This window comes from Janthinobacterium sp. CG3 (assembly GCF_000344615.1).
Classification (GTDB): Bacteria; Pseudomonadota; Gammaproteobacteria; order Burkholderiales; family Burkholderiaceae_D; genus Janthinobacterium.
In genome coordinates this window covers 604,320-629,288 of record NZ_KB467824.1, presented here as the reverse complement: position 1 = coordinate 629,288, position 24,969 = coordinate 604,320, and the positions used below count along the sequence as shown (strand labels likewise).

At 66.5% G+C, this 24,969-nt stretch carries 17 protein-coding genes and 1 pseudogene; 12 read left to right on the top strand and 6 right to left on the bottom strand.

The annotated features are described in order from the left end of the window. Positions 1-133: 133 nt before the first annotated feature. Together JANGC3_RS0102940 and JANGC3_RS0102935 are read left to right on the top strand one after the other, a co-directional pair. Positions 134-5,023, top strand: coding sequence for a HAMP domain-containing protein (locus tag JANGC3_RS0102940; RefSeq protein WP_017874992.1), 4,890 nt, complete (start codon positions 134-136; stop codon positions 5,021-5,023). After that, positions 5,011-5,874, top strand: a complete 864-nt coding sequence (locus JANGC3_RS0102935; RefSeq protein ID WP_157406424.1) for a CheR family methyltransferase — start codon at positions 5,011-5,013, stop codon at positions 5,872-5,874. The genes JANGC3_RS0102940 and JANGC3_RS0102935 overlap by 13 nt, the downstream gene beginning before the upstream one ends. Positions 5,875-5,973: 99 nt before the next feature. Here the strand turns inward: JANGC3_RS0102935 and JANGC3_RS0102930 are convergent, their stop codons facing one another. Together JANGC3_RS0102930 and JANGC3_RS0102925 are read right to left on the bottom strand one after the other, a co-directional pair. After that, complete coding sequence (locus JANGC3_RS0102930; RefSeq protein ID WP_017874990.1) at positions 5,974-6,762, bottom strand: hypothetical protein; 789 nt, start codon at positions 6,760-6,762, stop codon at positions 5,974-5,976. A 67-nt stretch (positions 6,763-6,829) separates the two neighbouring features. Further along, on the bottom strand, positions 6,830-7,390 hold the full coding sequence (locus tag JANGC3_RS0102925) for a hypothetical protein (protein ID WP_017874989.1): 561 nt from the start codon (positions 7,388-7,390) through the stop codon (positions 6,830-6,832). A gap of 317 nt (positions 7,391-7,707) precedes the next feature. On the opposite strand from JANGC3_RS0102925, the gene JANGC3_RS0102920 reads away from it, so the two are divergent. Continuing rightward, positions 7,708-7,929 carry a hypothetical protein gene (locus JANGC3_RS0102920; RefSeq protein ID WP_017874988.1) on the top strand — a complete coding sequence of 74 codons (222 nt, stop codon included), beginning with the start codon at positions 7,708-7,710 and terminating at the stop codon, positions 7,927-7,929. Between the two features lie 96 nt (positions 7,930-8,025). On the opposite strand, the pseudogene JANGC3_RS31135 reads toward JANGC3_RS0102920, so the two are convergent. Next, positions 8,026-8,273 (bottom strand): annotated as a pseudogene (locus JANGC3_RS31135) (glutathione S-transferase N-terminal domain-containing protein); the annotation flags it as partial. Positions 8,274-8,459: 186 nt separating this feature from the next. Here JANGC3_RS31135 and JANGC3_RS0102905 point away from each other — a divergent pair. Next, the gene (locus JANGC3_RS0102905) at positions 8,460-11,099 is read left to right on the top strand and encodes a M1 family metallopeptidase (RefSeq protein WP_035787523.1); all 2,640 of its coding nucleotides are present in this window, start codon (positions 8,460-8,462) and stop codon (positions 11,097-11,099) included. Between the two features lie 626 nt (positions 11,100-11,725). Continuing rightward, positions 11,726-12,466 carry a YceI family protein gene (locus JANGC3_RS0102900; RefSeq protein ID WP_017874986.1) on the top strand — a complete coding sequence of 247 codons (741 nt, stop codon included), beginning with the start codon at positions 11,726-11,728 and terminating at the stop codon, positions 12,464-12,466. 19 nt (positions 12,467-12,485) lie between these two features. Here JANGC3_RS0102900 and JANGC3_RS0102895 read toward each other — a convergent pair whose 3' ends face one another. Next, positions 12,486-13,115 (bottom strand): LysE family translocator, encoded by a 630-nt coding sequence (locus JANGC3_RS0102895; RefSeq protein WP_035788100.1) that lies wholly within the window; start codon positions 13,113-13,115, stop codon positions 12,486-12,488. Between the two features lie 215 nt (positions 13,116-13,330). Between JANGC3_RS0102895 and JANGC3_RS0102890 the strand changes: the two genes are divergently transcribed. Then, positions 13,331-16,192: a hybrid sensor histidine kinase/response regulator gene (locus JANGC3_RS0102890; protein ID WP_017874984.1), complete on the top strand. Its 2,862-nt coding sequence runs from the start codon at positions 13,331-13,333 to the stop codon at positions 16,190-16,192. A 201-nt stretch (positions 16,193-16,393) separates the two neighbouring features. Then, the gene (locus JANGC3_RS0102885) at positions 16,394-16,858 is read left to right on the top strand and encodes a hypothetical protein (RefSeq protein WP_157406423.1); all 465 of its coding nucleotides are present in this window, start codon (positions 16,394-16,396) and stop codon (positions 16,856-16,858) included. Positions 16,859-17,283: 425 nt separating this feature from the next. Here the strand turns inward: JANGC3_RS0102885 and JANGC3_RS0102880 are convergent, their stop codons facing one another. Beyond that, positions 17,284-20,355, bottom strand: coding sequence for an NAD(P)-binding protein (locus JANGC3_RS0102880; RefSeq protein WP_017874982.1), 3,072 nt, complete (start codon positions 20,353-20,355; stop codon positions 17,284-17,286). A gap of 370 nt (positions 20,356-20,725) precedes the next feature. On the opposite strand from JANGC3_RS0102880, the gene JANGC3_RS0102875 reads away from it, so the two are divergent. Both JANGC3_RS0102875 and JANGC3_RS0102870 read left to right on the top strand, forming a co-directional pair. After that, positions 20,726-21,262, top strand: a complete 537-nt coding sequence (locus JANGC3_RS0102875) for a hypothetical protein (protein ID WP_017874981.1) — start codon at positions 20,726-20,728, stop codon at positions 21,260-21,262. Between the two features lie 424 nt (positions 21,263-21,686). Beyond that, positions 21,687-22,592: a PAS domain-containing protein gene (locus tag JANGC3_RS0102870; RefSeq protein ID WP_157406422.1), complete on the top strand. Its 906-nt coding sequence runs from the start codon at positions 21,687-21,689 to the stop codon at positions 22,590-22,592. Positions 22,593-23,060: 468 nt separating this feature from the next. Here JANGC3_RS0102870 and JANGC3_RS0102865 read toward each other — a convergent pair whose 3' ends face one another. Continuing rightward, entirely contained in the window at positions 23,061-23,288 is a 228-nt protein-coding gene (locus JANGC3_RS0102865) for a hypothetical protein (RefSeq protein WP_232429644.1), read from the bottom strand. A 239-nt stretch (positions 23,289-23,527) separates the two neighbouring features. Between JANGC3_RS0102865 and JANGC3_RS0102860 the strand changes: the two genes are divergently transcribed. The 3 genes from JANGC3_RS0102860 (at position 23,528) to JANGC3_RS0102850 (ending at position 24,946) form a co-directional block, all read left to right on the top strand. Then, positions 23,528-23,728 (top strand): hypothetical protein, encoded by a 201-nt coding sequence (locus JANGC3_RS0102860; protein ID WP_026132464.1) that lies wholly within the window; start codon positions 23,528-23,530, stop codon positions 23,726-23,728. A 61-nt stretch (positions 23,729-23,789) separates the two neighbouring features. Next, on the top strand, positions 23,790-24,365 hold the full coding sequence (locus tag JANGC3_RS0102855; protein WP_026132463.1) for a chromate transporter: 576 nt from the start codon (positions 23,790-23,792) through the stop codon (positions 24,363-24,365). After that, complete coding sequence (locus JANGC3_RS0102850) at positions 24,362-24,946, top strand: chromate transporter (RefSeq protein ID WP_017874977.1); 585 nt, start codon at positions 24,362-24,364, stop codon at positions 24,944-24,946. The genes JANGC3_RS0102855 and JANGC3_RS0102850 overlap by 4 nt, the downstream gene beginning before the upstream one ends. Positions 24,947-24,969 lie beyond the last annotated feature (23 nt).

Here is a 24,969-nt window from a genome sequence, read left to right as displayed (position 1 = left end):
TCTGGCGCGCCACTATTGGCGGCGCGGCGTTATAGTTGAGGGGTAGCAATAAGTCCAGCAACGCCAGCCCCGCCGCCGGGCCTGGCGTGCGAGTATACCGGATCATGACATTGTATCGATGAGGATTGTGTGTATGAATGAGATGACTGAGGTCGGCGAGGCGCTTGACGTCAAGCTGTTGCTGGCCACGCTGATGGCGCTGAAAAAGGGCGATTTCGGGGCGCGCATGCCGTCCGACTGGACCGGCATGGCCGGCAAGGTCGCCGACACCCTCAACGAGATCATCGAGACCCAGGAAAACATGGTGCGGACGATCACCGAGGTCAGCCGCGTGGTCGGGCGCGAGGGCCGCCTGACCCAGCGCGCCTCGGTGCCGCAGGTGGCCGGCGGCTGGACCACCATCATCAGCGCGGTCAACACCCTGATCGACGACCTGGTGCGCCCGACCACGGAGATGGCGCGCGTCATCGGCGCCGTCGCCAAGGGCGACCTGTCGCAGACCATGGAGCTGGAGGTCGACGGCGTGCCGCTCAAGGGCCAGTACCTGCGCGCCGCCACCACCGCCAACACCATGGTCGAACAACTCTCGTCGTTCTCGTCGGAGGTAACGCGGGTGGCGCGCGAGGTCGGCACCGAGGGCAAGCTCGGCGGCCAGGCCCAGGTCAAGGGCGTGGCCGGCACCTGGAAGGATTTGACCGACTCGGTCAACTCGATGGCCGGCAACCTGACCTCGCAGGTGAGGAACATCGCCGAGGTGACGACGGCGGTCGCCAACGGCGACCTGTCGAAGAAAATCACCGTCGACGTGCGCGGCGAGATCCTGCAACTGAAGGACACCATCAACGTCATGGTCGACCAGCTGCGCTCGTTCGCCTCGGAAGTGACGCGGGTGGCGCGCGAGGTCGGCACCGAGGGCAAGCTCGGCGGCCAGGCCTACGTGCCGGGCGTCGGCGGCACCTGGAAGGACTTGACCGACAACGTCAACTTCATGGCCTCGAACCTGACCGGCCAGGTCAGGAACATCGCGGCGGTGACGACGGCGGTGGCCAACGGCGACCTGTCGAAAAAGATCACGGTCGACGTCAAGGGCGAGATCCTGGAACTGAAAAACACCATCAACGTCATGGTCGACCAGCTCTCCTCGTTCGCCTCGGAGGTGACGCGGGTGGCGCGCGAGGTCGGCACCGAGGGCAAACTCGGCGGCCAGGCCCAGGTCAAGGGCGTGGCCGGCACCTGGAAGGACTTGACCGACTCGGTCAACTCGATGGCCGGCAACCTGACCGGCCAGGTCAGGAACATCGCCGACGTCACCACGGCGGTGGCCAACGGCGACCTGTCGAAGAAAATCACGGTCGACGTCAAGGGCGAGATCCTGGAGCTGAAAAACACCATCAACGTCATGGTCGACCAGTTGAACTCCTTCGCCTCGGAGGTGACCCGGGTGGCGCGCGAGGTCGGCACCGAGGGCAAGCTGGGCGGCCAGGCCAACGTGCCCGGCGTGGCCGGCACCTGGAAGGACCTGACCGACGGCGTCAACTCGATGGCCGGCAACCTGACCGGCCAGGTCAGGAACATCGCCGACGTCACCACGGCGGTCGCCAACGGCGACCTGTCGAAGAAAATCACGGTCGACGTCAAGGGCGAGATCCTGGAGCTGAAGAACACCATCAACGTCATGGTCGACCAGTTGTCCTCGTTCGCCTCGGAGGTGACGCGGGTGGCGCGCGAGGTCGGCACCGAGGGCAAGCTGGGCGGCCAGGCCTACGTGCCCGGCGTGGGCGGCACCTGGAAGGACTTGACCGACAACGTAAACTTCATGGCCTCCAACCTGACCGGCCAGGTCAGGAACATCGCGGCGGTGACGACGGCGGTGGCGCGCGGCGACCTGTCGAAGAAAATCACGGTCGACGTCAAGGGCGAGATCCTGGAACTCAAGGACACCATCAACGTCATGGTCGACCAGTTGTCCTCGTTCGCCTCGGAGGTGACGCGGGTGGCGCGCGAGGTCGGCACCGAGGGCAAACTCGGCGGCCAGGCCAACGTCTCCGGCGTCGCCGGCACCTGGAAGGACTTGACCGAGAACGTCAACCAGCTGGCGGCCAACCTGACCAACCAGGTGCGGGCGATCGCCGAGGTGGCCACGGCGGTCACCCGCGGCGACTTGTCGCGCTCGATCCAGGTGGAGGCGCGCGGAGAGGTGTCCTACCTGAAGGACAACATCAACGAGATGATCCGCAACCTGAAGGAAACCACGCAGAAGAACGCCGAGCAGGACTGGCTCAAGACCAACCTGGCGCGCTTCACCCGCCTGCTGCAGGGCCAGCGCGACCTGGAGGCGGTCACCCGGCTGATCCTGTCGGAGCTGGCGCCGCTGGTGTCGGCCCACCACGGCGTGTTTTATATGATGGATTCGCAGGAACGCGACGCCCGCCTGCGCATGATCGCCAGCTACGGCTACCGCTCCAGCCGCAAGCTGCCGACCTCCTTCCTGCCCGGCGAGGGCCTGGTCGGCCAGTGCGCGCTGGAGAAGCTGCGCATCTGGCTCACCGACGTGCCGCGCGATTACATCGCCGTCTCCTCCGGCCTGGGCGCGGCGCCGCCCAACAACATCGTGGTGCTGCCCATCCTGTTCGAGCAGCAGGTCAAGGCGGTTATCGAGATCGCCTCGCTGGACCGTTTCACCGAGACCCACCTGTCCTTCCTCGACCAGTTGATGGAGTCGATCGGCGTGGTGCTCAACACCATCGAGGCGAACAGCCGCACCGAGTCGCTGCTGACGCAGTCGCAGTCGCTGGCGCAGGAGCTGCAGCAGACCAACCAGGAGCTGGCCGAAAAAGCCCGCCTGCTGTCCGAGCAAAACATCGAGGTCGAGCGCAAGAACCGCGAGGTCGAGCAGGCCAAAATGGCGCTGGAGGAAAAAGCCACCCAGCTGGCGCTGTCGTCGAAGTACAAGTCCGAGTTCCTGGCGAACATGTCGCACGAGCTGCGCACGCCCCTCAACAGCCTGTTGATCCTGGCGCAGCAGTTGGGCGACAACCCGGAGGGCAACCTGTCGGGCAAGCAGGTCGAGTTCGCCAAGACCATCCACGGCTCCGGCAGCGACCTGCTGACCTTGATCAACGACATCCTCGACCTGTCGAAGATCGAGTCCGGCACCGTCACGCTGGAAGTGTCCGAGTACCGCTTCCAGAACCTGCGCAACTACGTCGACCGCACCTTCCGCCACATGGCCGAGGCCAAGCACCTGAACTTCTCGGTCGAACTGGCCGAGGCGCTGCCGACGGCGATGATGACCGACACCACGCGCCTGCAGCAGGTGCTGAAAAACCTGCTGTCGAACGCCTTCAAGTTCACCAGCCACGGCCGGGTCGCGCTCGACATCGGCCTGGTCACCGGCGGCTGGAGCAGCGACCACCCGAACCTCTCCAGCGCCGACGCGGTGCTGGCCTTCACCGTGCGCGACACCGGCGTCGGCATCGCCGCCGACAAGCTGCAACTGATTTTCGAGGCCTTCCAGCAGGCCGACGGCAGCACCGCGCGGCGCTACGGCGGCACCGGCCTGGGGCTGTCGATCTCGCGCGAACTGGCGCGCCTGCTGGGCGGCGAAATCCGCGTCGAAAGCGTGGTCGGCGCCGGCAGCACCTTCACCCTGTTCCTGCCATACAACCGGGCCGGCTTCGTCAACTACGAGCAGAACCGCCAGCTGCCGGCCCGTCCGCGCGAGCCGGCCTCGCTGGTGGTGTACGCGCCGGCGGCCTGGCCGGCCGAGGCCGCGGCCGCCGCGCCGCAGCCGCAACCCGACGCCAACGACCACGAGCCGGCCTTCGACGACCGCGGCTCGCTGGCGCCGGGCGAGCCGTCGGTGCTGATCGTCGAGGACGACGAGCGCTTCGCCAAGATCGTGCTCGACTACGCGCGCGAGAAAAGCTTCAAGGGCATCGTCACGCACCGCGGCGACTCGGCCCTGAGCCTGGCGCGCGACTATCTGCCGTCGGCGATCCTGCTCGACCTGGACCTGCCCGACATCGACGGTTTCACGGTGCTCGACCGCCTCAAGCGCGACCCCAACACGCGCCACATTCCGGTGCACGTGATGTCCAGCCTGCGCGAGCGCGAACGGGCGCTGCGCCAGGGCGCGATCTCGTACATGAACAAGCCGATCGGCGCCGCCGCGCTGCAGGAGGAGTTCAACCGCATCCAGAAATTCCAGCTCGGCGGCAAGCGCAGCCTGCTGGTCGTCGACGACGACCAGATGCAGCGCGACGCCATCGTCGCCCTGATCGGCGACAGCGACCTGCGCATCGTCGCCGTCGAGAGCGGCGAGGCGGCGCTGGCGGCGCTGCGCGAGTCGCATTTCGACTGCATGGTGCTGGACCTGACGCTGCCCGACATCAACGGCTTCGACCTGCTCGACATGATCGGCAAGCAGGTCGCGCTGCGCGACCTGCCGGTGGTGATCTACACGGCGCAGGACCTGAACCGCAAGGAGGTGGCCAAGCTGAAGCGCTACGCCAAGACCATCGTCATCAAGGACGCCCGCTCGCCCGAGCGCCTGCTCGACGAAACCGCGCTGTTCCTGCACCGCTCGCACGCCAGCCTGCCCGAGCTGCAACGCCGCATGCTCGAGGAGATCCACGCCGCCGACGGCGGCCTGGCCGGACGCAAGGTACTGATCGTCGACGACGACCTGCGCAACATCTTCGCCCTGTCCTCGCTGCTGGAGCGCCAGCAGATGCAGGTGTCGTTCGCCGAAAACGGCCGCGACGGCATCGAAGTGCTGGAAAAGGACACGGGCATCGAGATCGTCCTGATGGACATCATGATGCCCGAGATGGACGGTTACGACACCATGCGGGCGATCCGCCGCATACCCAAGTTCAAGTCGCTGCCGATCATTACGCTGACGGCCAAGGCGATGAAGGGCGACCGCGACAAATGCATCGCCGCCGGCGCCTCCGACTACATCACCAAGCCGGTCGACGTGGCGCAACTGCTGTCGCTGATGCGGGTATGGTTGCATTGATGGTTGAATTGCTACAGGGCGCCGTCAACCAGGTCGCGCCGGAGACCGAGGAGCTGGAGATCGCCCTGCTGCTGGAGGCGCTGCTGCAGCGCTACGGCTTCGACTTCCGCGGCTTCGAGCGCGCCGCCGTGCGCCGCCGGCTGCACGGCGCGATGCGCCAGCGCGGCCTGGCCACCGTCTCGGCGCTGCAGGAGCGGGTGCTGCACCAGCCGCAGGCCGGCACGGCGCTGCTGCGCGCGCTGGGGGTGGCGCCGGCGGCCATGTTCGACGACGCCGACGAGGCGCGCCAGTTGCGCGCGCTGCTGGGTCCCTGCCTGCGCGCCTCGGCCGTGCCGAAGGTCTGGCTGGCCGAATGCGCCGGCGCCGAGCAGGCCTGGACGCTGGCAATCCTGCTGCTGGAGCAGCAGTTGCACAGCCGCACCGAAATCTTCGCCAGCGTCGCCAGCGAGCAGGCGCTGGCCGAGGTCGGCGACGCCGGCTTCCCGGCCGCGCGCCTGGCCGAGTACGAGGCGAACTACCGGCGCGGCGGCGGCAAGGCCCGCTTCGCCGACTACTTCGAGGTCAGCGGCGAGCGCGCCGCGCTGCTGCCGGCGCTGCGCCGGCGCATCAACTGGGCCCAGTACAACCTGGTGACGGACGCCTCCTGCAACGAGTTCCAGTTGATCGTCTGCCGGCGCGCCCTGCCCGACTACGGCCCGCTGCTGCGCCAGCGCGTGCTGCAACTGTTCCACGACAGCCTGGCGCGCTTCGGCGTGCTCGGCCTGGACCGCGCGCTGCGCGACGACGAACCGCTGGCCGCCAACTACCAGGCCATCGCGCCGCCGCAAGCCTGGTACAAGCGCATCGCTTAGCTCGGCTTGGCGCGCCGCGCGCGCGTAACCGGACAATGCTGGCGCCTAAGCCGCCAGCCGCGCTTGGATCAACGTTGCCGCTTTGCCCCCAGCAACGCCTCAGCCGGCCTTGCGCTTCAAGCCGTCCAGCTCGGCGCTGATTTTCGCCGCCCTGGCGCCGGCCTCGCGCTTCAAGCCGTCGCTGGCTTGCTGCGCCAGCCTGGTGCCGCGGAACCAATCGGCGCTGATGCTGTCGCCCATCTTCTCGGATACGATGTGCCAGGCATAGGCCTCCACCGCGTTGTTCTCCTGCAAATACAACTCCGAGATGATGCCCGCCGAACGGATATTCCCGGCGGCCAGCGCCAGCTTGAACGACTCCTTGGCCGCGGCCGAATAATCGGTGCCGCTTTCATACTCCGGGTTCGACTTGTTACCGTTCAGCTCGAAATAATACTTCTCGCCCAAATGCACCATCGCGTAGGCGTCGCCGCCGTTGGCCAACTGGCGCAAGGTCTTCAGATCCTTGCTGTAATAATCCGGCGGCACCATATACCCGAGCGTGGCCATTTTCTTGCGGCGCGCGTCCTCCTGGGCGGTGATGACTTCCGGCCCGGGCGCGACCGGTGGCGCCGTTGCCGCGACCGGCGCCGCGTCGCCGGACGGCGCGCCGGCCGCCCCGACCGGACCGAACGGCGAGAGCATTTCGGCGTTGCCGGGCGCGGCCGCGCCGACGCCGCCGGCGCCGCCCTGTCCGGCGAGCAGGACCGGCAAGCCGCCTGCCGGCCCGGCCGCCGGGCGGCCGTTCGACGCGACGCCGGCGAGCGCTACGGGGTCGTTCCACAAATAGACGGCGCCCGCGGCGCACGCCACGACGGCGCAAGCGAATGCGCGATGCAGCTTTTTCATACGGTATCCGTTGAGTATCCCCGGCCCGGGCGTAGCGCCGGGCCGGGGCGATGCGGCTAAACGACGCTTAAACGCGCGGCAAATTGTTGAAGCAATTGAGCATGCCGTTGGCGTATCCCCAGCGCGTGTAGTAGTCGCGCTGGGCCGGCGTGCCATGCTCGCCATAGTCGGCGGCGGCGCGGGCGCTGCTGACGGCGCCGGCCAGGAACGACGGATAGCCCAGATTGTTTTGCGCGTGGCGGATGAAGGAGCCGCCGGTGCAATCGGCCTGCAACTCGTTGTACGGCGCGCCGTTGTTGATGTTGTACGTGAACTGGATCGAATGGCCCCATTCGTGTGCCATGACCATCTTGGCGACGTAGTTGCCGTGCTGGTTTTCCTGCGACTGCAGGAAGCTGCTGCCGACGCTGATGATGTTCGGACCGCAAGCGAAGGCGGTCGGCGACGGTTCGCCGCAGGCGTTCTGGTTGATGTACACCGTCGGACGCGCGTACTGGCCCAACTGGCCGCGGATTTCAGTGGCGCTGTTGTTGATGTAGGTGCTGTTGACGGGAACCGAATTGGCTGTTTGCGATATGCCGCACAACAGCAAGGCGATCAGGGCGGGCAGACGGATGGAATTTTTCATGCACTCTCTCCAAGTAATGTGACTGTACGGGGCCGCGACAAACCGTGGCCCCGGTTATACCAACGCCTTTGTGGGGAGCTGGACAGGCTTCCCTTTTTTGATGGGAATTATTGATAAGACAAGCAGCCGGGTGATTTTGTCACATCCATTGAGAAATATTAAGATTTTTATATACTTGTTGTAAATTCACCATAGCGACCTGAAAGCGCGCTTGGGCGCCCGCCACCGTCGCCCTATGTATCCCAGCGTACAGAGCGGCGCGGCGTTTAAGCGCACCCTTCAGTCATTCACACATCGACACAACAGGGAGTAACAACATGAACACCACCAAAATTATCGGCGCGGTACTGATCGTCGGCGGCATACTGGGCCTGGTCTACGGCGGTTTCAGCTTCACCAAGGAAACCCACCAAGCCAAGCTGGGTCCGATCGAGCTGTCGGTGACGGAAAAGGAAACCGTCAACGTGCCGCTGTGGGCCAGCATCATCTCGATCGCCGCGGGCGCCGGGCTGCTGCTGGCGGGCTCGAAGAAGGGTTGATACGGTTTGACGCGGACCGTGGCGGGCGCGATGTCCGTAGGTCGGCTTAACTCAACGCCGGGGGTCGCCCCCCCGGGGTGACGCCGCCGCGGCCGCCTACCACGGCGCCGACGCGCTGGGCCGCTCGGCAATGCGGTCGCGGTAGGCCTGCAGATGCGCCATGCCTCCGGCGCCGGGCCGGAACTTCATCAGCCCGCGCGCGAACTCCAGCGCGCAGAAAAGGCGCGCTCCTCGAAATCGCCCCCCATCAGGTTCGGCCCGGGTTGCAAGCCCTCCAGGTAGGTGCACATGGCGGGCGTTTCGCACAGCACGCGGCCGTCGTCGAGTTCCAGCGCCGGCACCCGCTATTCCAGCACGCGCGCACTGTACACCCAGACATGATTGACAGGTTGACAAGCCCGTGCTTTCACTTTAAATTCGATGCCGGGAACCGCTGCCAAACATAGCCAGCGATGTCCCAGGTAACAGCAGTATAGCGGCGCCGCCAGCAAGCGCCGCCCCCCTCCCATGCCCCTCCACCAAGGTTGCTCATGCATCGCACACTCGTTTCCACCGCCGTCTTGACGCTGGTCGCGCTGGCCGGCGCCGCCGCCGCCAGCCAGGGCACCACGCAACTGCCGCGCGGCGTCAGCCCGAGCCACTACCAACTGTCGCTGACGCCGGACGCGGCCGCCGCCAGCTTCAGCGCCAAGGCCACCATCACGCTGACGCTGAGCCAGCCGACGGCGAGCATTACGCTCAACGCGCTGGGGCTGGACTTTGCCGGCGCCGTGCTGCGCCGCGCCGGCCAGGCCGACCAGGGCGCCGCCGACATCACCCTCGACGCCGCCCAGCAAAGCGCCACCTTCCACTTCGCCAAGCCGCTGGCCAAGGGCCGTTACCAGCTAGCGCTCGACTACCGCGGCAAGATCGGCACCCAGGCCACCGGCCTGTTCTCGCTCGACTACGACAGCGCCGAGGGGCGCAAGCGCGCGCTCTACACCCAGTTCGAAAACTCCGACGCGCGCACCATGATCCCGTCGTGGGACGAACCGGCCCACAAGGCCACCTTCGCGCTCGACGTGACGGTGCCGACCGAGCATATGGCGGTCGGCAACATGCCGGCGTCCTCCAGCACCGACCTGGGCGGCGGGCGCAAGCGCGTCCAGTTCGCCACCACGCCGAAGATGTCGACCTACCTGCTGTTCCTCGGCGTCGGAGAATTCGAGCGCGCCACCGCCAGCGTCGACGGCACCGAGCTGGGCGTCGTCACCAAAAAAGGCGCGCTGCCGCAGGCCGGCTACGCGCTCGGGGAATCGAAGGCGATTCTGCGCGAGTTCAACGACTACTTCGGCGTGCGCTACCCGCTGCCCAAGCTCGACAACCTGGCCGCGCCGGGGCGTAGCCAGTTCTTCGGCGCCATGGAAAACTGGGGCGCCATCTTCACCTTCGAGCGCGCGCTGCTGCTCGACCCGCGCATCTCCAGCCTGGCCGACAAGCAGGGCATCTACACGACGATGGCGCACGAAATGGCGCACCAGTGGTTCGGCAACCTGGTCACGATGCGCTGGTGGGACGACCTCTGGCTCAACGAGGGCTTCGCCTCCTGGATGGAGGCGCGCACCACCGAGCGCCTGCACCCGGAGTGGCACACCCACATGGGCGCGGTCAACGCGCGCGAGGCGGCGATGGCGCTCGACGCGCTGGTGAGCACGCACGCCATCGTCCAGCCGATCGCCACGGTGCAGCAGGCCAGCCAGGCCTTCGACGGCATCACCTACCAAAAGGGCGAGGCCGTGATCCGCATGCTCGAAGCCTACGTCGGCGAGCGGGCCTGGCGCCAGGGCGTGCGCGCCTACATGCGAAAACACGCCTACGGCAACTCCGTCTCGAACGACCTGTGGCGCCAGATCGAGCGCGCCGCCGGCAAGCCGGTTAGCGCCATCGCGCACGATTTCACGCTGCGCGCCGGCGTGCCGCTGGTCAAGGTCGGCGACGGCGTCTGCCGCGCCGGCCAGACCCGCGTTACGCTGACCCAGGGCGAATTCAGCAAGGACCGGCCGGACAAGGCGCCCGGCGCCTGGCGCGTGCCGGTGTTGGCGCAGGTCGCCGGCCACGCGCCGGTGCGCGCGCTGCTCAGCGGCGGCAAGGCCGGCGTCACGCTGCCGGGCTGCGGCCCGGTGCTGGTAAACGCCGGCCAGAGCGGCTACTACCGCACGCTGTACACGCCGGCCGGCTTCGCCGCCGTCGCCGCCGGCTTCGCCGCGCTGGCGCCGGTGGACCAGCTCGGCTTGCTGTCGGACACCTACGCGCTGGCCATGGCCGGCTTGCAACCGGCCTCCGACTTCCTCGAACTGGCCCAGGCCACGCCGCTCGACGCCGACACCCAGGTGTGGGGCAAGATCGCCGACATCTTCAACGGCCTGTACTACAATTACCAGGCCGAGCCGGCGCGCCAACAGACCTTCGCCGCCTTCGCCATCGCGCGCCTGGCGCCGCTGATGGACAAAACCGGCTGGCTGGCGCGCGCCGGCGAGTCCGACACCGTGGCCAACCTGCGCGAGGACTTGATCGGCACGCTGGGCGCGATGGGCGACCCGGTGGTGCTGGCCGAGGCGCGCCGGCGCTACCGCGCCGACGCCAACGATGCGGCGGCGATACCGGCGCCGCTGCGCCGCGTCATCATGAGGGTGGTCGCGCACAACGCCGACGCCGCCACCTGGGACGCGTTGCGCGCCGCCGCGCAGGCCGAGAAGACGCCGCTGGTCAAGAACGCGCTGTACGACCTGCTGGCCAACAGCAAGGACCGCGCGCTGGCGCAGCGCGCGCTGGCGCTGGCGCTGACCGACGAGCCGGGACTGACCAACAGCCCGGCCATGATCAGCAAGGTCGGGCACAACCATCCCGACCTGGCGTTCGACTTCGCGCTGGCCCACCTGGCGCAGGTGACCGAGCGGGTCGACGCCAGCTCGCGCACGCGTTTCTTCGCGCGCCTGGCGGCCGGCTCGGCCGAGCCGGCCATGGTCGCCAAGCTGAACGCCTACGCCGAGTCGCACCTGCCGGCCGACGCCCGCGCCGACGCCGCCAGCACGGTGGCCAACATCGAGTACCGCATCCAGCTGCGCAAGGAGCGCCTGCCGGCCATCGACGCCTGGCTGGCGCGCGCGCCGCAGCCGGGCGCGCGCCAGTAAAGGGCGCGGCGCCGGCAAAAAAAAGCCGGCGCCGCTGTACGCGGGCCGGCCAAAACGCTGATGAGGGCGTAGGGATGGGTACGGGCGGGAGCGGCGTTGCCGGTCGCGCGGGAAATGGTGCCGGTCATCAGGAAACCGGCGGCCTGGTGGCGCCACATCGCGTGCCTGCGCCACAACGCCACTGTGCCAGCAATCGTCCGCGGCAGGCTTAAGATCTGATTAAGGTGCGCCGCGGCGGAAACGCGCGCGGGCGCCGGAATTGGTGCCGGTGTTCGAGGCCACCGGCTAACCTGCTGAGACGCGTCCCGTGAAATCCTACGTCTGCTTGGGGCGTAGCGACCAACTTGGGGCGTGCTGAAGCCAGCGAGAGCCATCATAGCGGCGCCGTGTGACGGCCGCATGACGTGCCGCAAGTAAACCTGAGCAGCGAAAAAAAATGCCCGCAACCTTGCGGCGGCGGGCGAAATATCCAAATCGGGAAGACCTGAAGAGTGCAAGCATCTTCGCACACGCATATGACGGCGGCGTGACAGGCAAAGAACTCCTTTTCATGCCGCGCCGCCGTGCGCAAGCGCGGCGCCCTGTGCTAGTCTGCAAAGTCTGTTTACTATGAGGGGGCGTCAACGATGTCGATCAGCCACATCCCACTGCGCCGCAGCGCCGCGCGCCTCGCCCTGGCCTGCCTGCTGAGCGCCTGCGCGCCGGCCATCGTCGCGCCGCCCGCGGTGCCGCCGGAGGCGAGCAGCGTGCCGCCGCCGGCCGCTGCCGTGAGCGACTTCCATCGCGCCTATTACGACTCGCTGCGTGGCGACGAGCCGGTGCTGGCCATCGCGCCGCTGGCGTCGCTGATCGCCATCACCGTGCGCCGCGCCGGCGCCCTGGCGCACCTCGGACACGACCACGTCGTTGCCAGCCACACGGTCGAGGGCTTCATCGCGCCCAAGCAGGGCCGCGCCGACTTCCATTTCCGCCTCGACCAGCTCAGCGTGGACGAAGCCGAGCTGCGCGAGCAAGCCGGCCTCGCCACCCAGCCCTCGGCCGCCGCCATCGACGGCACCCGCAACAACATGCTCAACAAGGTACTCGACGCCGCCCGCTTTCCGGACGTGACGGTGCAGGTGACCCGGGCCGCGACGCACACGCCCGGCGCGCCGCTGGGCGTCGCCATCACGCTGCACGGCGTCACCCGCACCATGAGCATTCCGGTGGAGTTCGAATTGAACAAGGTGGGCGACATGGTCGCCAGCGGCCGCCTGACACTCAAGCAAAGCGACTTCGGCCTGGTGCCGTTTTCGGTCATGGGCGGCGCCATGGCGGTGCAGGACCAGATGGAACTGCGTTTCCGCCTCGTCGCCAGCGCGCTTTGACGGCCGGCGGCGCCGCGCGTCAGCGCGCGACGATCAGGCGCACGCCCAAACCGACGAAGATGGTGCCGGCGACGCGGTCCAGCCACAGCCCGGCGCGTGGATTGACGTTGATCCATTTGCCGACCGCGCCGGAAAAATAACCCAACAAGCCGAACAGCACGCAACCCTGGGCCGTGAAGATCAGCCCCAGCTGGGCGGTCTGCCAGCTCACGTGGCCTTGCTCGGCGACGACGAACTGCGGCAGGAACGAGAGGAAAAACAGCACGACCTTGGGGTTGACGCTGTTGGCGAACAAACCCTTGGCGAACAGCCGCGCCAGCGACTCGTCCGGCACGCCGGCGCCGTCGACGCGGGCGCCGCCGCGGCTGCGCAGCGCGCAGACGCCGAGCCAGACCAGGTACAGGCCGCCGCACAGCTTCAGGACCGAAAACGCCAGCGGCGAGGCGGCGATTAGCGCGCTCACGCCCAGCGTCGCCAGCAGCGTGTGCGTCAGGCAACCGAGCGCGCAACCGAGGCCGAAGACCGTACCCTGGCGCCGGCCGCGCGACATGCCGATGCCCAGCACCATCAAATTGTCCGGCCCCGGCGAGGCGGTGATGAGCAGCGCCGCGGCGAGAAATCCAAGGAACTGTTCGGGGCTGATCAGCATGGGAAATTGTTCCGTTTCGTCATAAACCGCCATGATACAAGCTGCGCCGAACGGCGCGCAGGAAAAATCCGTATTCCTGGCGCGCCGGCCGGCTGTTGGCGCGCGTTGTCGATTAGAATGTTAAGCAGCAAGCGCGCCGCGTCCGCGCGCGCACCGCGCCGGCGCCGCCGGAACCTCACCTAGCTGGCAACATGGCCATATCCCCGACCACATTCTTGTCGATCGCCCCTCTGCGCTGCCTGCTGCTGGCGTGGGCGCTGGCGTTCGCGTGGCCGCCGTGCTGGGCCGGCGCGGCCGCCGCGCCGCTGTCGCTGCAAGACAACGTCAGCCGCGACCTGGCCGCCGGCGCGCGCCTGTTCCGCGCCGGCGCCGAGGCGGCGCCGCTGCACGCGGCCGCGCTGCCGGCCTGGCTGGCGGCCCGGCGCCCGAGCGCCAGCGTCGACCTGTTCGGCGGCGATTACTGGTTGTACGTGCAGGTGCGCAACGACAGCGGCCGCGACGCCTGGGTGCTGGACCCGCACGGCACGCTGATCGAATACGTCGAGGCCTCGATCTACGACGAGCGCGGCGGCGCCGTCACGCTGCTGACCGGCTACCACCAGCCGCACGACTACCTGCTGCACTACGGCAAAGACATCGAACTGCGCCCGGGCGCCACCTACCACCTGCTGCTGCGCTTCTCGAGCCGCTATTACGCGCGCGCGCCGGAGCTGGCGCTGGCCCCGCGCGACGCCTACCAGCGCCTGGTGGCCAAGGAAAACGTGCTGACCATCGGCGCCATCGGCGCCCTGCTGGCGATGGCGCTGTTCAATTTCTTCATCTTCTCCATCACCCGCGACACCTCCTCGCTGTATTACTCGTTGTACGTGCTGACCTACGCCATCGCCTGGGGCATGACGTTCCACCTGGCGGCCGACTTGTTCGACTGGCACCGGCTCGACCTGCACTACGTGCCGTTTTTCCTGCTGCCGGTGTTTAGCACCCTGTTCTACCGCAAGTTCCTGTGCCTGGCCGAGTTCTCGCCACGGCTGGACCGGCTCAGCCGCATCAACATCGCGCTGCCGCTGCTGCTGCTGCCGAGCTGCTTCGTGGCGCTGCGCTACGCCCACACGCTGGCCACCATCGTCATCTCGATCTGGATGCTGCTGGCGCTGGTGTGCGGCGTGGCGGCCTGGCGCCGCGGCTTCCGGCCGGCGCGCTACTTCGTCTTCGCCTTCATCGCGCTGATGCTGCCCGGCCTGGTCGTGCTGCCGGCCAACCTGGGCCTGATTCCCGCGCTGGTCGACAACGCCGAGCTGCTGACCCTGCTCGGCGGCACCCTCGACGGCCTGCTGCTGGCGTTCGCGCTGGCGGACCAGATCCGCCTGCTGCGCGACAACCTCGAGCTGCGGGTGCGCGCGCGCACCGTCGAACTGACCAGCACCAACGACGCGCTGACGCTGGCCAAGGAACACGCCGAGGTCGTCAGCCGGCACCGCATCGACTTCCTGTCGGCCATGAGCCACGACATCCGCACGCCGCTGGCGGGCGTCATCGGCATGCTCAAGTTCGCGCTGCGCGACCAGTCGGTACGCGGGCGCACCGAGGAATACCTGCGGATCGGCCTGCACAACGGCGAGGCGCTGCTGGTGATCCTCAACGACATCCTCGACTTTTCCAAGATCGACGCCGGCAAGCTGACCATCGAAAACGTCGACTTCGACCTGCTGGCGCTGATCGGCGACGCCGTCGGCATCGTCCAGGGCCAGGCCGACGCCAAGAGCCTGCTGTTGCGGCGCGACCTGGCGCTGGAGCTGCCGCGCTACGTCAAGGCCGACCCGACGCGGCTGCGGCAAATCCTCATCAACCTGCTGGGCAACGCCATCAAATTCACCGACAACGGCGAAGTACGGCTGCAGGTGCGCCAGCGCCCGCGCCCGGACGGCGGCGCCAGCGTCAGCTTCACCGTCAGCGACACCGGGCCGGGCATCGCCGCCGAGACGCTGCCGCGGCTGTTCCGCAAATTCGAGCAGGCCGACCACTCGACCACGCGCCAGTACGGCGGCACCGGCCTGGGGCTGGCGATCTGCAAGGAACTGGTGGAACTGATGGGCGGCGTCATCGGCGTCGACAGCCGGCCCGGCGTCGGCTCCAGTTTTTACTTCACGCTGCCGCTGGCGCGTGGCGCTGCGCCGCCGCCCGCCGCCCAGCAGGCGCCGCGGCGCGCGCGCCACGACTACCGCCTGCGCGTGCTGTGCGCCGAGGACGTGCGCACCAACCAGATCATCATCGGCACCCTGCTTGAGGGTATGGGCCACGAGGTCAAGATCGTCGACAACGGCGTCGAGGCGCTGCGCGCACTGTCCGAGTATGAATTCGACGTGGTGCTGATGGACGGACGCATGCCGCAGATGGATGGCGAGCAAGCCACGCGCCTGATCCGCGGCGGCGGCGGCGCCGCGCACGTGGTGCTCGACCCGGGCGTGCCGATCATCGCGTTGACCGCCAACGCCAGCGCGCACGACAGCGCGCGCTACCTGGCCTGCGGCATGGACGGTTTCCTCAGCAAGCCGGTCGACGAGCGCCTGCTGTACGCCCAGATCGAGGCCACCATCGCGCTGCTGCAACAGCGCGGCCGCCTGCTCAACCCGAACGAGGCGGCGGCGCCCGACGACGCCGGCGCCGACCCGCTGGCGCAGCAGTTCGGCGTCGACGCCGGACTCGACGCGCACGGCGGCGCGGCGGCCGGCGGTGCCGGCGCCGGCGCCGGCGCGATCTACATCCTGCCGCTGGCCGGGTTGTCGCGCCAGCACATGCAACGCATCACCCAGGCCTTCCTCGACGAGGCGCCGCGCCGGCTGGAACAGGCGCGCCACGCCCTCGACGCCGGCAACGCCGGCGCGGCGGCCGCCGCTTTCCACGCCCTCAAGGGCAGCGCCGGCTACCTCAGCGGACAGCGCCTGCATGGCCTGTGCCACGCGATGGAGGGGTTGGCCGGCGACGGCGCGCTCGACGCCGTGCGCCAGGCGCTGCCGGAAGTGCGCGCGGTGCTCGAGCAAGCTTGCAGCGACCTGCGCGGCGCCGGCCAGCCCGGCTGACCCGCGGCACCAGACCGGGGCCAGATCGGGGCCAGGCCCTGAGGGTCTGACCCCAGCGTTACGCCCTTGGTTTGAAACGCCCTCAGCAGCGCCGCATCCAATTCCCCCCCGCCTTTGACTTGCGCCAACGCAACAATTCACCTGCGCAATATTGTAAAGTACCCATACTTATTCAAACCTCACACCACCGAAAGCCACACTATGCGTCTAGTCGACTCAGGCAAATCCCTCCTGGTTTTGTGCGCGGCACTGTTGTCGGCCTGCGGCGTCAGCGTCGACAAGGCCATGGTGATCGACGTCCCGGGCGACAGCATGTCGCTCGAATGGAGCGGCGCCGGCAAGGACGAACTGCCGGACCAAGCCCACTTGTACCGCTTCCGCGGCAAGGAGTACGTGCTGCTCGAAAATGGCGACAAGATCGGCGGCTACATGCCGCTGCAGATCGCCTCGCGCAGCGCCGGCGACATCGAACTGCGCGCGCTCGACCCGAAGCGCGTGGCCTACCGGATCAAGCGTATGAAGCTGCCGCTGACGTACCGGAAACTGTGGCTGCGCCAGGAAATCTACCTCGAGGCCGGCCTGTTCGAAAAACTTCTGGCGCAGCACGAAGGCGCGATCTTCCAGAAGGGCGTCGCGGTTCGCATGCAGAAAATCAAGGACGATTGAAGGGCGCGGTGCGAACTTCCCAAGTCCATGTCGCTCCTGCTGATTGCTGCCTTCTTGCCCCAACGTATATGCCTAGTTCACAGGAGCCGCAGTGATTTTTCCAGAGAAACGTAAATTATTTTCCACCCCATTATTCGTTGCCCATTGGTCGATTTCCAGCTTCAGCAGACCGATAATCGCCATTTTGCGTCTGCCGAGAAAGGCTCATGCTCGTGGCCCGTTGTAAGCTCTGTCAAAAGTTGTTGAACACGTGCTCCAACTGCGTCATCTGCCTTGATAAATGCGTACGCATTGAGCGGTTTATCCTTCGACTCCTCTTTACGCGGTGCTTGTTGCGAGCCGACTTAAACGCAGTTAATCGCCAACAAACCATCAGCTCACGACGCCAGCCAGCGGCAAGCAATTGCCGCAGGCCCGCCCCCTCCTCAAAAATCAGTCTCGCCCTGGATCACCGCCGGATGGCCGGTGATGGCGCGCGAAGTCTGCATGCCGGCCATCACGGCCGCCTCGACGCAGCCGGCGTTCAAGCCGGTCTTGATCCAGTCGCCCGTCAAGTACAGGTTCGAAAAGCCGGACTGGTCGGTCGCCAGCCGGTACTTGGTGCTGCCCACCACCGACATCACGTAGCGCTCGGACGGGTCGACGTTGGCGCGCCAGTACTGGCTGTCGAAGCGCGCCGGACCGCTGCCATCCCCGCTGTCGACCAGCCACTGCCACGGGAACGCGCCGGCCGGGCCGGCCGCCGACCACAGCGCGCTGATCTGCTTGCCCAGCTGGTTCAGCGCGCCCTCCTTCGCCTGCGCCGCGCACAACCCGGCGAAGCCGCTGTCGGCGAACGGCGGGTAGTTCGCCAACGGCAAGGCGCTGCAAAAATACGAGACGTTCTTCGGCTCGGCGCCCGCCGGCCAGTCTTCGCGTTCGAGCAACTGGTCCATCGGCGCCCAGGTGTCGTAGGGTTCCGAAAAACCGCTCAGCACCGGCTGCTGGCCGCCCGGCTGGTGGGTCCAGCCCATCTGCGCCAGGTCCTTGTTCAGCCACACCTGGTACGCCTGGGTCGTCACCGTTTGCACCTTCAGCGACGTGGTTCTCAACGCCGGACTCAGCTCCAGCAATTGCGGACACAGCGCCGGCAGCGCGCCGATCGCCACGCCGAAGATCACCTTGTCGAAGTCGACGCCGCGTTGTAGCACCAAGCTGGGCAGCGGCCGGCCGAACGCTTGTTCGTAGCGCTGCGGCCAGTCGCTCCAGTACGACTCCAGGTTGACCGCGCCGGCCTGCAGCGCCGCCGCCTGGGCCGGTTCGATCTGCGCGTAATCGGGTTGGTTCGGCCAGCAGCCCAGCCCCTTCACCGTCACCAGCGGCTCATATTCCCGGCCCGGCGCGGCCAGCGCCACCTGCTCGGTCATGCGGATGCTGCCGATGGCGCCGTTCTCCGGCACCAGTTCCTCGACCTTGTGGAAGAATTTAAATTGCACGCCGCGCCGCCGCAGCACTTCGTAGAGCGGCGTGAAGACGGTGTCGCCCATGCCGGCCTGCATCTTGAACATGATGCCGCCCTTGTATGCCATGCCGATGCGCGCCATCGAGCGCAGCATGGTGCCGGCCTCGATGTTGGGCTTGGCGAAGTCGCCGCCCTCGTAGGCGAACACCAGGTCGTAAAAGCCGCGCACCGGCGCCGAGTTGACGCAGTATTCTTCGTCGCCGCCGTGCTTGCGCAGCCAGTCGCGCAGGTCGATGTCGTTGATGACGTCGAAGCCGTGCTTGAACACGCCGTCCTCGAACATGCCCTTCATGACCGTGGTGCCGAGGTCGAGGCAGATGAACAGGCGGCGCAGGTCGTCGTTGGCGTCGATCAGCTTGTGATAGCGCGCGTGCAGCCAGGCGCGGATGCCGCCCAGGCTGGCCGCCAGCACGCGGTGCTTGCCGCTGTCGTGCTGGCGCGAGTCGGACGACAGATTGCTCACCAGCGCCGCCAGCGCGCCGATCGACAACGTCACGTCCAGCCCCAGGTCGTCGACCTCGTCTAAGACCTTGTCGGCCAGCCGGTGCAGCCAGTCGGACTTGCCGCCGCCGTCCGGCGCGTCGTCGTCGTCGTGATCGTGGGCGATGGCGCGGATTTGCTTGAGCCACAGCTCGATCCAGCCGACCATCGCCACCGCCATCTGCCACAGCGAGACGTCCTCGCCACCCTCGCCCGGCTCGCCCGGCAGCGACGGAAAGACGATCGGCCAGTTGCGCCGCTGCCCGTCCACGTCTTCCGACAGCGCCACGTAGTCGTGCTGCTTGAAGGCGTCCTGCCAAGTCGCCAGCGGCGCGCCGGCCGGTCGCCCCAGGCCGGCGTAGGCCGCCTTGATCATGGCGAAGGCGTTGGCGTAGAAGCCGAACCAGATGTGCAGGCCGTGCTCCTCGATGCGCTGGCCGAGCGCCGCGTTGCGCCCGCTGGCGCCCTTGCCGCCTAGGCGCCAGCCAAGCTGGTAGACGGTGATCGCGTAGTTGTTTTCCCAGCCCGGCTGGTCGGTCAGGTAATACGCCGCCGTCATCGAGCCGACGCCGCCGCCCAGGATGGCGATTTTTTCCGACGCCACCACCGAATTGTCGACCAGCTCCTCGCCCGGCATCGCCGTGAAGTCGAAGTTGACGTTGAACGGCAGGATCGCCGCCTGCGGCCCCAGTTGCAGGCCCAGCGTCTGCGCCAGCGGAAAGCTGTCGAAGGCGTGCAGCGTGCATTCGTATTCGTAGCCCAGCAGGCGGGCGCTGTGCAGGCGCTCGATTTCGGCCGGGGCCGCCACCAGCGCCTGGTACACCGCTTTGATGCCGGCGCTGTCGGGGAATTGCTTGAGGAAGATCTGGTCGATGCGCGGATTGCGCAGCAGCGACAGGATGTCGGCCCAGCCGGCCGCGTCCATGTTGAAGAAGTCGGGCATCGACAGGAACAGCTTGAACGCTTCCTCGATCAGGTCGGCGAAACTGTCGACCGCCTTGTGCGGCCCGGTTTTGACGGTGGCGTTCACCTCCAGCAGCGGGTGCATGGCGATTTTGGTTTCCGGCGCGAACGGCTGGAAGCCCTTGGCGGCCACGGCGCAGCGCAGCGGCTCGGTGCCGGCCGCCGGAATGGCGTACTCGCACAGGTATTTCGGGTAGCCGAACAGCTCGCGCCCGTTGATTAGCGCCATCGCGTCGTCGACGAAGATGTGGCAGGGATACCAGTAGACGTGGGCCAGCTTGCCGGCCTCGTCCATCGACCCGACCATGATCCAGGTGACGATGTCGACCTCGCTGATCCAGCCTTTGGCCTGGTCGACCGGGTTGGCCGAGTCGGCGTGGTTGACGCGGGTGAAGGTCAACATCACGTACGGCGACAGCGCCTTCAGGGTCATGCGCCCGGCCGCCACCTGGTTGAGCGTGGTGTCGACGGTGCTTTGCAGCTTGGCCAGGTCGCCCTTGACGAAAAAGCCGTACATTTCCGATTGCTTCAATTGCAGCGGCGAATGCATCATCACCGAACCACCCTGATATATGTACGAAGGTCTTACCGTCATTGCCGCTCCCGGGTCTGTTGATGCTTCACAATCTTATAAGTGTATTTCATAAGCAACACTTTAAGATGGAAAGTAGCGAAAAATACCCGGGCCGGGGCCGGGTTGTGCAGTTCGGGTCAGCCGGAATGGCGTAACCCGACAACGTTGGCCGGGAGCGGCGCGTCACGCGTCGGCCAACATTGTCGGATGACGCTACGCCAATCCAACCGACGGTCGCCGCCGCGGGCCGGTTTTCGGCGCTTCCGGCGCGCCAAGCCGGCGTCAGGTGTAGGATAAGGGCGAGGCGCCGTCCCGTTTGCCGGCGCCACCGCATTCGACGGACGCGCACATGATTACCACCGACTACGTTTCGACCTTCTCCGGCAACCGCTTCTACCCGCTCGAACCACGCATCGACCGCGTCGCCATCGAGGACATCGCCCACGGGCTGGCTTACCAGTGCCGCTTCAACGGCCAGACGCGGGAATTCTATTCGGTCGCCCAGCACAGCCTGGTAGTGGCGCAACTGGTGCCGCCGCCGTTGCGCATGGCCGCGCTGTTGCACGACGCCGCCGAGGCCTACCTGGGCGACATGGTCAAGCCGCTCAAGGTCTTGCTGCCCGCCTTCGCGCTCCTGGAGGAGCGCGTGACCGGGATCATCGCGGCCACTTTCGCAATCGATTTTTCCGATTACGCGCCGATCAAGCGCGCCGACCTGATCGCGCTGGCCACCGAAAAACGCGATCTGATGCCGCACTCGGTGGAGCGCTGGGCCTATCTGGACGACATTGCCGCGCTGCCGGACGTCATCGTACCGATGACCCCTGGCCAAGCCAAGCACAGCTTCTTGGAAGCCTTCGCGCAGCTGTCCGCGCTGCGCCGCTGAGGCCGCCGGCGCCACCATCGGCCGGCTTCGCCCACATTCTCATCAGGCAACCCTAACTGCCTGCGCCACAAGGGGGTTTTTATAGATATCCACAGCAACTGTGGATAAAGTTGTTGATAAAGCCCCCTTGACAAGCCGCAACGCCAGTATTGGTGCGGGTCTCAACACATTGCCCATTCCACAGGCAGTATTTTTTATGAATAAAATCAATGACTTACAAAGCCTGTCCGGAGGCCGGGAGCGGCGTTCTTAAAATTTCTCAAAAATATTTTCTGTGCATAAGTCGCATGGCGGGGGGCGGCGGCGGAATGCTTTGACAAAAGTTGCGCACTGGAATAGTGTCGTTCATGCGTCGCAAGCAGATCTTGCAGGGTGGCGCGATAATAGGGGAACGGTTCCCTATCCTGAATGTGGCGGAAAACGCATGGATGCGAAAATTACTAGTGAAGAGTCCGATACCGATTGGTTGCTGGAGGAGGACCTGCCGGAGACGGATAACCAGGGCGACGCGGCCAACGCGCCGCCCCCTTGGCGTGTGTTGATCGTCGACGACGACGTCGATGTCCACGTCGTAACGAAGTTTTCATTAAGTAACAGCTCCTTCCTCGGGCGGCGCCTGAGCTTTCTGCACGCCTATAGCGGCGCGGAGGCGCTGACGCTGCTGCGCAACACGCCCGACATCGCCGTGGTGCTGCTCGACGTCATCATGGAAAGCAACGACGCCGGCCTGCAGGTGGCGCGCCGCATCCGCGACGAGCTGGGCAACAAACTGGTACGCATCGTCCTGCGCACCGGCCAGCCGGGCCAGGCGCTAGAACACAGCATCATCCTCGACTACGACATCAACGACTTCTGGTGCAAGACCGACCTGACGACGCGCAAACTGTTTACCACCGTGATCTCGTCGCTGCGCACCTACGCCAGCCTGGCCAAGGCCGAGCAGCGCGCCGGCGCGCTGGGCGCGGCGCTGGACAAGGCGCGCCAGCTGGAAACGGCGCTGGATCAGTATGCGCTGCTACTGACGCTGGACCCGAACGGCAACATCGCCGCCGCCAACGCGGCCCTGTGCGCCCTGCTGGGTTACCAGCCCGAGCAATTGCTGGGGCAGCCCTTGAGCGCACTCTGCCCTCCCGGCGGTGCCGGGGAGCACTGCGCACTGGCGCTGCAATCGGTCGCCCAGGGGCAGGCATGGGCAGGCGACTTGGCGGCCCGCGCCGCCGACGGCGCCATGCTGCCTTTGCGCGCGCTGATCGTGCCCATCAACAAAGACGGCAAGGACAACAAGGCCCGCCACCACCTGATGATATTGAGCCCGGCAACGCCCGGATAAGTCGCCACGTGGCGGCGCCTGAAAGCTGTTATTTTCCGGCGCCAGCGCCTACCAAACAAATACCACTGGACATGCGTCCAGTAGAAAAATGCGCGCCGCCGCCGCGCGTAAACCACCCCGTAACGCCGCCCCGTCCACGCCGCCATCGCTAAGTGGCGGATTGTTAAGACCTTTTTCAGATATCCACATTGGCTGTGGATATCTTTGTGGATAAGTCCCTCTTGACACCCCCAAGAGCGAGTGTTTATGCGGGTTTCAACAAACTGCTCATTCAAACAGCAAAAATAAAAGCCATAAAAATCAAGAGCTTAAAAATCTAACGTTTGAGCCAGGAAAATAATTTACGCTATTTCTTGTCGATATTTTTTGTGCATAACTCGGTGCAAGATGGCAAATATAACAACACCCAGAAAGCGTCCGTGGAGCGGCGCCGGCGGGGTGCCTGGCAGGCGGGCGCGGGCGGCCCGCTCAGTGGCAGGTTTTGCGGCGCTGCTCTGGATGCAGCAGCACGCGCTCGATCACATTGGCGTCGACGTTGTGCGACTTCATGTATTCGATCGCGCAAACGGTATTAAAACTCGCTTGCACCGCAATGCCCTGGTTGACGACGTTGTGGGCCTCCTGGTCAACGCGTTGTTGATACAGTTCCGTTATCATCGGGGAACGAAGAGCTTGCAGCAGTCGCGGCGCGTTCATCACTATCCTTCAAATGACCTTGAAATCATGGTTGATCGGACGTGAACCGGGAGTTCACAGCAAGCAGTATTGGCGAATAAAACGCAAAGTCAATGTCTGCTTTCCATCGCGGCGACATATATGCATCCTCGCGCCGCATCCGGCGCCGGCGAAGCGTTTTGCGCTATATCAAACCCGGCGCGCGGCGCCGGCCTAGCATGGAGGTTGGCGCCCCAGGGCGGCTTCACCGGAGAGACCCAATGCACACCCCAGCAGACAACTCACCCGCCATCCATCCCGACCAAGCTGTCAACCCCGGCGACGAAGCGGCGCCCGGCACGCCCGGCAGCGGCGAGGACACTTGCAGGCATTGCCGGGGCCGCGGCGTGATGGAGAACGGCAGCCAGTGTCCGATGTGCGGCGGCACCGGCCTGGTCATCGAGGGCATAGGCGGCGGCTAGCGCGCGCCGCCGCGCTACTTGCTCATAGACAAGCCGGCTCGGCCGGGGCGATAATGACGGGATGACACCCGACACTGCGCCAGTGCGCCCCCAGCCGACCTCCTTGACCGACCTGTTCGTGTCGTTCACGCTGCTGGCGTTGCAGGGTTTCGGTGGCGTGCTGGCGGTGGTGCAGCGCGAACTGGTCGAGCGCAAGCGCTGGCTGACGCAAGAGGAATTCGTCGAGGAATGGGCGGTCGCGCAAATCATGCCGGGGCCGAACGTCGTTAACTTGTCGCTGATGATAGGCGGGCGCTATTTCGGCTTGCCGGGGGCCTTGTGCGCGCTGGCCGGTATGCTGGCGGTGCCGCTGGTGATCGTGCTGCTGCTGGCCCTGCTGTACACGCGGTACGCCCAGGTTCCCGGCATCGGCGGCGCCCTGCGCGGCATGGCAGCGGTCTCGGCCGGCCTGATCGCCGCGACCGGCCTGAAACTGGCGGCGGCGCTGAAAAAGCACCCGCTGCCGCTGCGCCTGACCGTGCCCATGTGCCTGCTTGGCGTGTTGATGGTGGCCGTGCTGCACTGGCCGCTGCTGTACATCCTGCTCGGCCTTGGCGGCGTGGGCTGCGCGCTGACCTACCGCCGGATCGCCGCGTGAACGCGCCGCTGCAGCTGGCGCTGGGCTGGGCCGACTGGCTTAACCTGTTCGCCCACTATCTGCTGCTGTCGCTGATGTCGATCGGCGGCGCCATTTCCACCACGGCCGAAATGCACCGTTTTCTGGTCGAGCAGCACCACTGGCTGACGCAGGCGCAGTTCAACGAATCGATCGCCATCGCCCAGGCGGCGCCGGGGCCGAACGTGTTGTTCGTCGCGCTGATGGGCTGGAACGTCGGCCTCAACGCCGGCAGCTATCCGGCCGCCTTCCTCGGCGTGGCCGTGACGATGATCGGCATCATGCTGCCGAGCACCACGATCACCTACCTGGCCGCGCAATGGGGCCACCGCAACCGCGACTTGCTGGCGGTGCGCGCCTTCAAACAGGGCATGGCGCCGACCGTGATCGCGCTGCTGATCTCCACCGGCATCATCCTGGGCGGCGCCAACCACGACTGGCGCAGCGACTGGCCGCTGTGGACCCTGTCGGTTGCCAGTGGCCTGCTGATCTGGCGCACCAAATTCCATTTGCTGTGGCTGCTCGCCGGCGGCGCCGCGCTGGGCTGGTTCGGCCTGGTCTGACACGGCGCGCGCCCCCGCGGTTT